Origin of the sequence: Piscirickettsia litoralis (genome assembly GCF_001720395.1) — a bacterium.
Classification (GTDB): domain Bacteria; phylum Pseudomonadota; class Gammaproteobacteria; order Piscirickettsiales; family Piscirickettsiaceae; genus Piscirickettsia; species Piscirickettsia litoralis.
The window spans coordinates 1,952,763-1,965,857 of the sequence record NZ_MDTU01000001.1; the positions used below are offsets into that span (position 1 = coordinate 1,952,763).

Consider the following 13,095-nt stretch of genomic DNA (forward strand, 5'->3'; position numbering starts at 1 on the left):
ATGGGCAGCCAGGAAGAAAAAGCTGGGTTTATAAAGATGGAAACTTATACAGCCACATCCATTTTATGAAAAGCTCTTTAAACTTTATAGTAAAGATTAACCTTATTCCAATATTTTTAAAAATAACTTTGTTATTTTTGGTTGTGATATTTTTTGTTATATTTATAGCTAGATTTTTTATTAAATATGTCAAAAAAGCAATAATAAATATTTCTTTGCCTATTGAATATATCGTTGAAGAGGTTAACAAAATTGCAGGTGGGGATTTGAGTCATAATATTTCGATAAAATCAGGAATTTATGAAGTTGATAAATTAAGCGAATCAATAGAGAGTATGCGCAATGAATTGATTGACTTGATTAAAAAAGAAAAAGAAAATGAGCATATCAAAACTGAGATTCAATTAGCTTCTAGAATTCAATCCGCATTTTTATCACAATCTAGCAAAGAGCTTGATGAAATTAGTGAATGTCTTGATATTTTTTCTTGTTATGACAAGGGAAATATGATTAGCGGCGATATCTACTTTATTAATAGAGTCGGAGAAAGTATATATATTTTTGTTGGTGATTTATCAGGTAAAGATGTTGCTGCTTCAATATTTTCACTATTTGTTTTGGCGCGTTTCAAAATATTGTCGAGGCAATTATTGAATCCCGCACAATTGTTGATTGAGCTTAATAATTATCTTTGTGAATTTAATAGTGAAACGATGTTCATTACTGCAACATGCTGCAAAATTGATACAAATAGCATGACATGTATTTTTGCAAATGCTGGACATGACCGGCCTCTTTTATACTCGGCAGAAACTCAAAAAGCTAAAGAAATTTTATGTGACTCCAATTTGGTTTTAGGTGTTTTAGCTGAACAAAGTTATACAGAAACACAGCTACAGCTTTGTAAAAATGAGGAAGTTATACTGTATACGGATGGAATTACTGAAGCAGCTCAAAATAACAAGCAATATGGCAAAAGCCGTTTGATAAATTTTGTTCAGGACTGTGATAGAGAGGCAGCTACAGACTTAGCTGCTGCGTTAGTTGCTGATGTGGCTAAGTTTAACTATGATGACAAAAATAAAGATGACCGCACAGTTGTTTGGGTAAGGAGTAAAAAAGATAATTTTGATATTATCTGAACTCAACTACCGAATAAAATTCTCCCATTAATAGGCTATTGCTTTTTCACATATTTTTTGTAATGTTTTAATCTTTCTAGTTTGGAACGTTGTATGCATTATCAAACGGTGGTCAAGGTGGATGTGAGTTCAGTAGTTGTAAGTGGAGTATGTCAGGCGATTTTGGTAAATTACTAAAATTTAAAATGATATATTTAGTTGATTTTCACGCGCCAGTCTATTATTGCTTTGCGAGTGGTTGATGAGGTTGAAATTATTTTTTGAGTTTTCGTATTGAGTAGAACTGTAAAAGCAAGCTGATATAGTTGGGGTGATCGAAGGTCTTGACTTTAGTTTTAGTTAGACCACTGCTGAGGGGAAGGTGGAGTTAAACATATAAATAGTGCGTTGCTAATTATCATATCTATCATTTATCTTATTGTCATTAATGCTGTTCTTTCTAGAATAAGTGATTTTTTATTCCCTAGAAAAACCCTATATGGATCTATGGCACTTGCACTTATTACCTTTATTTTCATTGTGTTCGCTTGTATGAGAAAAGAAAGTAAGAGGGTTTATGCTGGGGGGTTGCAATTATCTTGGCAGCTTTGTTTGTTGATTTTATTTGGACCGCCATTGCTTTGATTATCTTTGCTATGATCTTGTCTATGATTTTAAATTTTATATAGACTATTTTAGGAAAGCTTTTTACAGCCTGGATCAGGAGGGAAAGTTTTGTTATTTGGTGTTTTTCCTATCTGGCTTTTTAAATGTATGGAAGGGTTTTAACTAGTTGTTTATATGTTGTGTTTTTAAGAACCTCATTGCCAATAAGAACTGTTCGCATTGCTGTTTGAGGGTGTAATTTTTATAATTCATAGCGCTTCTTTTAAGATAATGGTAGTATGACGCAAACCTTGAGGAGGTTCTTATGAATGACACTGCCCGTTATCAAGCTGGGCGGCGCGTTACTCTTGTTGGCGCAGGACTGAACTTTTCTTTAGCCGTGCTAAAGATCGTTGTTGGCTTATTCGGTCGCTCCCATGCACTCGTTGCTGATGGAGTTCATTCTTTTTCTGATTTAGTTTGTGATTTTTTTGTACTAATGGTTGCTCGTTATGGCATGAGTGCACCGGATGATGACCACCCTTATGGTCATGGCCGTATCGAAACAGTCGCAACGGTTGTCTTAAGTATTTTCTTGGTTGCTTTGGGGCTGAGTATAGGTGCTGATGCGATTCACTCCTTAATGCAGGGAGACCATGTGCGGCCAGATCATTATACAGCAATTGTGGCGATTATCTCTATCATCGTCAATGAAGGTCTATTCCACTATACCTTAAAGGTTGCCAATCAAATTGGCTCGGATTTATTGCGCGCTAATGCGTGGCATAGCCGTAGTGACTCCCTCTCTTCTGTTATTGTCTTGATCGGTATTATCGGTGCATTCTTAGGCTGGTCATTTTTAGATGCCATTGCTGCGATTATTGTTGCCCTAATGATTATAAAAATGGGAGCAAAGTGGGGATGGCGAGCGTTAAAAGAGCTCGTTGATACTGCCTTGCCCGAAGAAGAGGTCGAGCAAATTGCTAAAGTTATTCGTGCTGTCCCGCATGTGGTTGCAGCGCATGACTTGCGGACGCGTAAGATGGCCGATCATGTCTTACTCGATGTACATATTTTAATCAATCCTTATATCAGTGCATCTGAGGGCCACTTTATTGCTGAGCAAGTGCGTGCTGCGTTAGCAGAGCAGTTTGAACAAATTCGTGATGTGACGGTGCATGTTGATGTCGAAGAGCACTCCCATGAGCCAAAAATTGCAAAATTATTGAGCCGCGATCAAATTAATCGAGATTTAATGCAAACATGGCAAAGTATTCTTGGCCTTAATCAGCCGATTGAGTTCATGTTGCATTATTTACAGGAGAAGGTCATTATTGACCTGTATTTGCCTAACAGGGCGATAAAGGGCGCTGATGCATCGATTGCTCAGCTAAAAGACAGTGTATCAAGTTATCCTGATGTGCAGGAATTACGAGTTTTTGTAAAGACGTAATGACTTGCATATTTACTTATAAAAACTGAAGGTAGGAGTGAACCAGCATGTCGTTAGAAGCAGTATTAGCCACAATAAAAGATCATAGCGTAAAGTTTGTTGATCTACGATTTACTGACACTTTAGGAAAAGAGCAACACGTTTCTATTCCAGCAAGTGCAGTCGATGAAGAGTTTTTCGAAATCGGTAAAATGTTTGATGGCTCATCTATCGCAGGTTGGAAAGGCATTGATGAATCTGACATGATTTTAATGCCGGATGCGTCAACTGCCGTTTTGGATCCGTTTTGTAATGAGGCAACTTTAAATATTCGTTGTGATATTGTAGAGCCGACATTAATGGCAGGCTATGAGCGTGATCCTCGTTCGATTGCGAAACGTGCGGAGTCTTACCTAAAATCTACCGGGATTGCTGATCGGTGCTTATTTGGTCCGGAGCCGGAGTTTTTCTTGCTTGATGATGTGCGCTGGAATATCGATATGCGTGGCGCACATTACTCGGTCGATTCTGAGGAAGGTGCTTGGAATTCAGATAAGCGCTCTGATGATGGCAATATCGGTCACCGTCCACGGGTAAAAGGCGGGTATTTCCCGGTGCCACCGGTGGATTCATCGCATGATGTGCGTTCTGCGATGTGTCAAGTCATGGAAAAAATGGGCTTAACGGTAGAAGCGCACCACCATGAGGTCGCAACAGCGAATCAAAATGAAATCGCCACCGGTGCGAATAGTTTGGTGCTAAAAGCTGATGAGTTACAAATTTTAAAATATGTCGTTCACAATGTTGCCCATGAATATGGCCAAACTGCGACTTTCATGCCGAAGCCGATTGTTGGTGATAATGGTAGTGGCATGCATTGTCATCAGTCTTTGAGCAAAAATGGCCAGAATATTTTCGCTGGTAATCAGTATGGCGGTATGTCTGAAGAAGCATTATTTTATATCGGCGGTATTATTAAGCATGCCAAAGCTCTAAATGCCTTTACTAATGCGAGTACAAATAGTTATAAGCGCTTAGTACCCGGTTTTGAAGCACCGGTATTGTTGGCTTATTCTGCACGCAATCGTTCGGCGTCGATTCGTATTCCTCATGTGATGAGTGACAAGGCACGTCGGATTGAAGTGCGTTTCCCTGATCCAACAGCGAATCCCTATTTGGCCTTTGCGGCGATGTTGATGGCAGGGCTTGATGGGATTAAAAACCGTATTCATCCAGGTGACCCTATGGATAAAGATCTTTATGATCTGCCGCCTGAAGAAACCAAGAATATTCCTCATGTCGCAAGCTCTTTAGAAGAGGCTTTACAGGCTCTGGATCAAGATCGTGAGTTTTTAACGGCAGGGGATGTCTTTACTGACTCGTTTATTGATAGTTATATTGATCTTAAAAAGCGTGATGTTGAGCGCTTGAACATGACCACACACCCCGTTGAGTTTGATATGTACTACAGTGTTTAATTATAACGCTTAGCTTTAACCTATAAATAAAATAAGTTATAAAAAAGCCCGGATGGATAACCTCCGGGCTTTTTGTTAGGTGATAATTAATAACTATTTGTAAGTGAGGGTTATGCCTGCTGTATAGAATGTGGGTTAGTATTTAAGTGAGGTTGTTTAATACCACACCAGCAAGCGAGGATGAAAATAACCAGGCTAAAGATAGCAATAATAAAAAAGTCTAGACCAAAGTGAAGAATATTATGGCCGCCACCATAAGAGCCTAAATAAGAAATAATGGTAATGCCAATAAAATAGGGGATCAGCCAAATTGCTTTGAAAAGTGCGCCTGTTTCTAATTGCTGTTTGCTGAATTTAAAGTAGCTAAAGTACACACAATAACCGATGGCGATGATAAAAATTAGCTTGGAAATCGTGTGCCAGCCTGTCCAAAACAGCAGCATGTTGCAGACATAAAAAGCAAGGACACAAAGCGCTTTATAGGCAGGAAGCTTGAAGGGGCGTTTTTGGTTCGGTTGAGTTTCACGTAGTACGGCAAGTGCGGTTGGGCCGATGGCATAAGAGACAATAAAGGCCGAAACGATAAATTCAGCCATAGACTGCCAGCCTGGGAAAGGTAGGAAAAAACACATGCCGACGATAAAATTAATCGCTAGAGCATAAACAGGTACGCCACGCTTGGAGAGTTTGGTTAAAAATTGTGGGACATATCGGTTACTGGCCAGCGCATGTGTGACGCGGGCAGTGGCTGTGGTATAGACCAGAACTGTACCAAGCGGTGAGTAAACGGCATCGGCATAGATCATAATGACAAAGGCCCCCAGGCCGACCGCTGCGAGTAGACCGGCAAATGGCCCCATATCACCTTTAAAGCTGAGGTGCGCCCAACCATGGCTGAGTGAGTCTGCGGGGAGCGCGCCGATAAAGGCGGTTTGAATAATCGAATAAATGATAATACCGATACAAATCGCACCGATAAGGGCAATAGGAATCGAACGCTGTGGGTTCTTCGCTTCACCGGCCATTTGGATGGCAGCACTCCAACCCATAAATGAAAAGGCGATTCCGGAGGCGGGAAGTGCGGCAAGAATACCGTGTACACCTGATGGCATGAACTGATGGCTGGTAAAGTTCACGCTATGAAAACTGTGAGTGAAGAGAATAAAGGCGGTGAGTAAGGGAATTGCAAATTTGAAGAAGACAATAACAGTATTGGTTTTCGCGGCTGATTTTACTCCCATGGCATTGATGATGCAAAGTAGCAACATAATGATCGCCGCACAGAATATACCAAATGCGCTCAGCTCATGACTGTTGCCGACTTTATTGACAAGAGAAGGTGTATAAGTCGCAAGGTACTGAAGGGCGGCAAGGGTTTCAATGGGAGCGACAATAACCGACGATATCCAGACGACCCAGGCCATGGTAAAACCAACGACAGGGCCATGACTCTTATGAGCAAAGCGCGCAAGACCACCGGCTTCTGGGTACATGGTGGCAAGTTCAGTAAAATTCAAAGCGATAATAATCATGAGCACGCCGGCCAGTGCCCAGCCGAAGATAGCAGCAGGTCCTGCGATTTGTGATGCGAAATAAGGGCCGAATAACCAACCGGAGCCGATGATTCCCGAAAGTGCCGTAAATAGCATGCCTAGAGTGGATATATTGCGTTTGAACTTCATAGTTGCCTCAATAAAAGTGTTTTTTGATCTATACGATTGAAAAGGTGAATTAAGCCGGTAAGCTATGCAATCGTATGGTAATAAAGCCTTTTAGAAGCTTAAGTAAGTGGTATTGTTTCATTATTTTTCAGCAGCCTAAAGAGTAGATTTAGTGTATTAAAAAAGAGCTTAATGTGTGCTGTTTGATAAAAACTAACAAATAGCGGGCGTGAAGAGAAGTTGATTAACGCAATCGCAGAGTATTAAACCCGAGTGGGTGTTGAATGGAATATTGTAAGAACAGCGTGATGTTCATCATTACTTCCTAACTACATGAAGTCTCAATTTAACCCTAAAGGGCCTTAGATGCAAGCATTTATTGTGCTGTTATTGCGGTTTTTCTTGGGCTGTCTTTATGTGGGGCTAAGCTGTTAAGATAGCTGTGATGACTTTATTTTAGAAAATGAAAAGGTTGCACAGCAATGAGTAATTATCCTTATACGCGATTACGCCGTTTGCGCACGCAAGCATTTAGTCGTGATTTAACTCAAGAGCACCATGTTAAGGCTAGTGATCTAGTTTTGCCGGTTTTTATCCAAGAAGGGACGAGAAAGCGTACGGCGGTCGAGGTAATGCCGGGGGTGGAGCGCCTATCGATTGATGAGTTATTGCATGAGATTGAAACACTGGAAGCTCTAGGGGTGCGGGCGATTAACCTTTACGCTAAGATTGATCAAGAGAAGAAAAACAATGATGGATCAGAGGCTTATAATGAGCAAGGTTTAGCTCAGCGGGCGATTCGGGAAATTAAAGTGCGTTTTCCCAAAATGGGAGTGATGCCGGATGTGGCCCTTGACCCTTATACCTCGCATGGTCAGGATGGTATTTTAGATGAGCAAGGTCGCATTTTAAACGATGAAAGTGTGCAGGCCATGACGATGCAAGCGCTGAGTCTGGCTGATGCAGGCGCTGATATTGTTGCTCCTTCGGATATGATGGATGGGCGAACCTTAAGTATACGCGAGGGTTTGGAGGCTGCTGGCTTTATCGATGTGGGGATTTTGGCGTATGCGGCGAAGTACGCATCGAATTTTTATGGGCCATTTCGTGAGGCGGTAGGTAGTAATACGAATTTAGGTCAAGCGGATAAGCGCACTTATCAGATGAATCCGGCCAATAGCGATGAAGCTTTGCGTGAGGTTCAGCTAGACTTAGAAGAGGGGGCGGACATTATTATGGTTAAGCCGGGCATGCCTTACTTAGATATTGTTCATCGTGTCAAAACTGAATTTGGGGTCCCTGTCGCTGTTTATCAGGTCAGTGGTGAATATGCCATGCTCAAGGCAGCGAGCCAAAAGGGTTGGCTAAATGAGCAAAAAACAGTGCTAGAAGCGGTGCTTGGCATGAAACGCGCAGGTGCTGATATGATCTTTACTTATTACGCCAAGGACATTGCGAAGTGGCTGAAGGAAAGCTAAAAAAAAATAAAGAAGTTGATTTGAATGATCCTGAGCTTTATTTAGACCGTGAGCTTAGTTTTATTCAGTTTAACCGGCGTGTGGTGCAGCAAGCGGCAGATGCAGCTGTGCCTTTATTGGAACGTTTGCGCTTTTTAAGTATTGCAACAAGTAATCTCGATGAATTTTTTGAAATTCGCGTAGCTGGAGTAAAGCAGCGTTTAAGCTATAAATCACAGGCCCAAAATGATTCAGGGCTATTGCCTCAAGAGTTAATTAAAAATATCAGTGTAGAAACACATGAATTAGTTAAAGAGCAATACCGCTTGCTTTATGATGAAATCATTCCAGAGCTCGCTAAAGAAAATATCGAGTTTTATTTTAAGATCGATGGTTTGGCTGAAAGCAAACAAGCGTGGTTAAAACGCTATTTTAAAAATGAAATATTACCCGTTGTTAGCCCGATTGGCCTGGATTATGCCCACCCGTTTCCACGATTGGTTAATAAGAGCTTGAATTTCATTGTCTCTCTTGAGGGTAAAGATGCATTCGGCCGTGATAGTGGTTTGGCGATCGTGCATGTGCCAAGAGCGTTGCCGCAATTAGTCGAGTTGCCTGATAAAGAAGATGATAAGAAAAAATGCTTGATTTTTTCATCGACGATTGTGCAAGCGTATATCGGTGATTTATTTCCAGGGATGACAGCAACCGGTTGTTATCCATTTCGCTTAACCCGTAATAGTGACTTATTTCTAGATGAAGAAGATGTTGATGACTTAGCCCATGCACTGCAGGGTGAATTGCTCTCTCGTCGCTATGGTGAGGCGGTGCGCTTGGAAGTCGCTGAAAATTGTCCTAAAGAGATTCAGACGTTTTTATTGCAACAATACGCGCTTACAGAAGATGATTTGTATTTTATTCACGGGCCTGCAACTTTATTGAGTTTATCGGCGGCTGTGGATTTATTGAATCGACCAGATTTGACTTACCCGCCTTTTGTACCTTTGCTGCCTAAGAGTTTGCGTAATAAAAATTTATTTGATGTTGTTAGCGAAAAAGACATTTTATTATTACACCCCTTTGAGTCATTTGAGCCGATTGCAGATTTAGTGTTGCAAGCGGCGCGCGATCCTAATGTGATGGTCATTAAGCAAACGCTTTATCGTTCTGAGGCGAAGTCAAAGATGGTGGATGCGCTGGTTGAAGCGGCGCGTGCAGGTAAAGCGGTAACAGCAGTAGTAGAGTTGCGCGCACGTTTTAATGAGGCGGACAATATCAGTTTAGCGAATCGATTACAGCAGGCAGGCGCGTTGGTTGTGTATGGTGTGGTTGGGTACAAGACTCACGCGAAAATGACGCTGATCGTTCGCCGTGAAGGTCGTAAGTTTAAGCATTATGTTCACCTCGGCACTGGAAATTATCATGAGAAAAACGCTCTAGTCTATACGGATTATAGCTTGTGCTCTCACGACCAAGACCTCGCTGAAGATGTACACCGTGTGTTTCAGCAGTTAACTGGTATGGGCAAGACAACTCGGCTTAAAAAATTAATTCAATCACCGTTTACGATGCATAAAACATTGATTAAATTTATTCAACGAGAAGTTGAGTTTGTTAAAGAAGGCAAGCCTGGCAAAATTATCGCGAAAATGAACGCACTTACTGAACAAGAGTTGATTCGTGAGCTTTATCGCGCATCACAAGCGGGTGTTGAGATTGAGCTGATTGTCCGTGGAGTGTGCTGTTTGCGTCCAGGGATTAAAGGCGTGTCTGATAATATTAAAGTAAGGTCTATCGTTGGACGTTTCTTAGAGCACTCCAGAATTTATTATTTTCGCAATGGCGGTGAAACGGAAGTCTATTGTTCTAGCGCTGATTGGATGGAAAGAAATTTATTTAGTCGTGTGGAAGTTTGTTTTCCGATCCAAGATGCTAAATTAAAACAGCAAGTGATCAGCGATGGCTTGACGACTTATTTAAATGATAATAGTCAAAGTTGGCTGCTTAGCGCTGATGGGAGTTATACGCGCAGTGTGCCACGTTCACAAGAACCTCGCAGCGCTCAGCAGCAATTACTCGAAAAATACAGCTAGTCTTTCGCTAATTTTTCTGGGTGGCTGAGAGTAAAATATGGACTAAACCTTCTCTAAGTGCACCTTTGGCTGACGATAAATTGCTAATCGGCAAGCGTGAGAAAATAGCGATTAATATCGCCAGGCCACTTGGGAAAATGCCACGACGCTCAGGTTTTAAGCCTTTGAACTTAAGTTCATCAACATGAGAGTGCTCTAGTACAACCGCTTTAAGTTGTTGTAAGGCATCTAGGTCAATGGCTTCTGCCAGCTTTAATTGCTTAATGACTTGAACGACAGATTGGATGGTGCCTGAGGCTCCCCAAGCCCCTTGCCAGTCTAAGCCATGAAACTGGTCAATAATAGAGTCGATTTGTTTATGCGCTGCGTTGATTGCCGATAGAAAGGCGCCTTCACTGAGTAAACCGTCTTTAAAAAACTGCTCTTTATAGCGTAGGCAGCCGATGTTTAAGCTGGTGAGGGCATGAATATTGCTGCCAAAGCCGGCAATGAGCTCTGTACTACCGCCGCCGATGTCAATCACTAAACGCTCTTGGTCAAGCTCAAAACCAGAGAGTACACCCAGGTAAATCAGCCGGGCTTCTTCTTCGCCGGAAATAATCTCTATAGGATAGCCTAAGGCGTGCTCGGCTTGATCGAGAAACTCCTGCTTATTTTTCGCGTCTCGAAGTGCGCTGGTGCCAACGGCTTTGACTTGTAAAACCTTTGCGGCATTAAGTTCATTATTAAACTTTTTTAGGCATTGAGTGGCACGTTTGAGTGCGGGTTTATCTAAATTTCCGTCTGCCGTTAAGCCTGTGCCAAGTTGCACACGCTCACGGCTGCGCTGGATAATCTTGACCTTACCTGATTGATTCACTGCTGAAGCGATGAGTAGGTGAAAACTGTTGGTCCCTAAGTCGATGGCGGCGATGGTATTAACTGGTTGCTTCATATTTTGTTTCTGGGTTAGTGGCTAAATTTAAATCATAATAATTTCACTCTACGAGGAACTTGAGTAAACAGCAAGCTTGCAAAAGAAGAAAAACTGTCTCACAATGCAACCACGGCAATGAAGCCGATTGTATTGTCTTTTGCTTTGAGCAAGGCAATGATAGAATATCGACAATGTTTGATAAATGAGTTTTAAAGAATGAGCGAGAATATTTTAGATGTCACCGATGGTGATTTTGATGCAGAAGTTCTACAAGCGAGTACTAATACTCCGGTTTTAGTTGACTTTTGGGCGAGTTGGTGTGGCCCGTGTAAAGCACTATCGCCAGTATTAGAAGAAATTGCAAGCCAATATGAAGGCAAGGTAAAGGTTGCTAAAGTCAATGTTGATGAAAATCAGCAAACACCATCGAAGTACGGTGTTCGTGGTATTCCAACATTATTATTGGTCAAAGGTGGTACCGTCGTAGCAACTAAGGTTGGGGCCTTAAACAAAGCCCAGCTCACATCTTTTGTTGACAGCAATATCTAAATCGCATAGTATTCGAGGTGTCTTGATGTTGGGGGTCTTCCTGACATATTCAAGTGAAATATTAAGATCCATAATTTAACCCCAAGACACCTTAGCACTTAGACTAAAAAAATCATCTATAATCAAAGCAACAGTCTGAATTATCCTTACCTACTTTATTTTTAAATTAATCGAGAATCCACAATCAAGCTTATGAATCTTACCGAACTTAAGAGAAAATCCGCAGCGGAAGCTATGGAAATTGCACAACAAATGGGAATAGATAATATTACCCGTGCACGCAAACAAGACGTTATCTTTTCTATACTAAAAGGCCATGCTAAAAATGGCGAAGATATATTTGGTGATGGTGTCTTAGAAATTTTGCCAGATGGCTTTGGTTTTTTGCGTTCCTCAGATGGTTCTTATCTTGCTGGCCCTGATGATATCTATGTTTCGCCGAGTCAAATTCGTCGTTTTGGCTTAAGAACCGGGGATACGGTTGCTGGGAAGATTCGTCCTCCTAAAGAGGGCGAACGTTATTTTGCTTTGCTCAAAGTGGATACAATTAACTTTGAGCCGCCTGAAAATGCGCGTCACAAAGTACTTTTTGAAAACTTAACGCCTGTTTTTGCCTCTGAGCGCATGGTGATGGAATGTGGTAATGGCAGTACCCAGGATATTACCTCACGGATTGTTGATTTGGTCTCACCCTTTGGTAAAGGTCAGCGTGGTTTGATCGTTTCTCCGCCGAAAGCGGGTAAGACGATGATGCTACAAAGCATCGCTCAGGCGATTGCTCAAAATTATCCAGAGTGTTATTTGATTGTCTTACTGATCGATGAGCGCCCTGAGGAAGTGACCGAAATGGCGCGCACAGTAAGAGGTGAAGTGGTTGCCTCAACGTTTGATGAGCCTGCAAACCGTCATGTTCAAGTGGCTGAGATGGTCATTGAAAAAGCCAAGCGTCTTGTTGAGCATAAGCAAGATGTAGTGATTCTATTAGACTCAATTACTCGTTTAGCACGTGCTTATAATACCGTTGCACCTTCTTCAGGGAAGGTATTAACCGGTGGCGTGGATGCAAACGCGCTACAACGTCCAAAGAGGTTCTTTGGCGCGGCTCGTAATATTGAAGAAGGCGGAAGTTTAACGATTTTGGCCACGGCTCTGGTGGAAACGGGTTCTAAGATGGACGAGGTCATCTTTGAAGAGTTTAAGGGAACTGGTAATATGGAGCTTCACCTTGAACGTCGTGTTTCTGAAAAAACGTGTATACCCTGCGATTAATATTAATAAGTCAGGAACGCGTCGCGAAGAGTTATTGGTTCAGGCTGCTGAATTACAGAAAATGTGGATCCTACGCAAGATTCTTCACCCGATGGATGAGCTTGCCGCGATTGAATTCTTGATTGATAGGATGAAAGATACTAAGACAAATAATGAGCTTTTTTGATGCGATGAAGCGCCAGTAATTTTTAATGCTTCATTCGTATATGCTTGAGAAGGCGGCCATAGGGTCGCCTTTTTTATTATTATGTGTTCGTGTAGAAGGTGTAGATTATGTCAGAATTAGAAAAATTTTTTGAATTTTTTGAAAAAAAGCAATTTTCTGGAGCGGTAACGGCTTTTAGCGAACCTACTGTTGTCAGGCATCTCTTAATTGCTTGTTTCTCACGCATTTTGCTTGCGAGGGTATAGCAACGGGTTAAGGTTTGATGATGAGATTGCTTTGAACATTACGGCTTTTCAAAACGGTAAGCCACGTAATCCGGGGCTTTGGACCTCATGCCGGAAAAAAAA

At 41.7% G+C, this 13,095-nt stretch carries 9 protein-coding genes and 1 pseudogene; 8 read left to right on the forward strand and 2 right to left on the reverse strand.

Going from position 1 to position 13,095, the window contains the following annotated elements:
- From BGC07_RS09710 to glnA, 3 genes are all read left to right on the forward strand, one after another.
- Positions 1-1,142, forward strand: a 1,142-nt coding sequence (locus tag BGC07_RS09710; protein WP_158006907.1) for a PP2C family protein-serine/threonine phosphatase, incomplete at its 5' end; no start/stop codon positions are given.
- 910 nt (positions 1,143-2,052) lie between these two features.
- Positions 2,053-3,180, forward strand: a complete 1,128-nt coding sequence (locus BGC07_RS09715; RefSeq protein ID WP_069312939.1) for a cation diffusion facilitator family transporter — start codon at positions 2,053-2,055, stop codon at positions 3,178-3,180.
- 47 nt (positions 3,181-3,227) lie between these two features.
- Positions 3,228-4,637 (forward strand): glutamate--ammonia ligase, encoded by a 1,410-nt coding sequence (gene glnA, locus BGC07_RS09720; RefSeq protein WP_069312940.1) that lies wholly within the window; start codon positions 3,228-3,230, stop codon positions 4,635-4,637.
- Between the two features lie 110 nt (positions 4,638-4,747).
- Here the strand turns inward: glnA and BGC07_RS09725 are convergent, their stop codons facing one another.
- Complete coding sequence (locus BGC07_RS09725) at positions 4,748-6,319, reverse strand: APC family permease (RefSeq protein ID WP_069312941.1); 1,572 nt, start codon at positions 6,317-6,319, stop codon at positions 4,748-4,750.
- 461 nt (positions 6,320-6,780) lie between these two features.
- On the opposite strand from BGC07_RS09725, the gene hemB reads away from it, so the two are divergent.
- Together hemB and ppk1 are read left to right on the forward strand one after the other, a co-directional pair.
- A complete protein-coding gene (hemB, locus tag BGC07_RS09730; RefSeq protein WP_069312942.1) occupies positions 6,781-7,776 on the forward strand; it encodes a porphobilinogen synthase in 996 nt (331 codons plus the stop codon).
- The gene (gene ppk1, locus BGC07_RS09735) at positions 7,758-9,848 is read left to right on the forward strand and encodes a polyphosphate kinase 1 (RefSeq protein WP_069312943.1); all 2,091 of its coding nucleotides are present in this window, start codon (positions 7,758-7,760) and stop codon (positions 9,846-9,848) included. Before hemB ends, ppk1 begins: the two co-directional genes overlap by 19 nt.
- A gap of 7 nt (positions 9,849-9,855) precedes the next feature.
- Here the strand turns inward: ppk1 and BGC07_RS09740 are convergent, their stop codons facing one another.
- Entirely contained in the window at positions 9,856-10,782 is a 927-nt protein-coding gene (locus BGC07_RS09740; RefSeq protein ID WP_069312944.1) for a Ppx/GppA phosphatase family protein, read from the reverse strand.
- A gap of 198 nt (positions 10,783-10,980) precedes the next feature.
- Here BGC07_RS09740 and trxA point away from each other — a divergent pair, with 198 nt between their 5' ends.
- From trxA to BGC07_RS20650, 3 genes and pseudogenes are all read left to right on the forward strand, one after another.
- A complete protein-coding gene (trxA, locus tag BGC07_RS09745) occupies positions 10,981-11,313 on the forward strand; it encodes a thioredoxin TrxA (RefSeq protein WP_069312945.1) in 333 nt (110 codons plus the stop codon).
- 192 nt (positions 11,314-11,505) lie between these two features.
- Positions 11,506-12,767, forward strand: a pseudogene (gene rho, locus BGC07_RS09750) (transcription termination factor Rho).
- An 88-nt stretch (positions 12,768-12,855) separates the two neighbouring features.
- Positions 12,856-12,993 carry a hypothetical protein gene (locus BGC07_RS20650; protein ID WP_158006908.1) on the forward strand — a complete coding sequence of 46 codons (138 nt, stop codon included), beginning with the start codon at positions 12,856-12,858 and terminating at the stop codon, positions 12,991-12,993.
- Positions 12,994-13,095 lie beyond the last annotated feature (102 nt).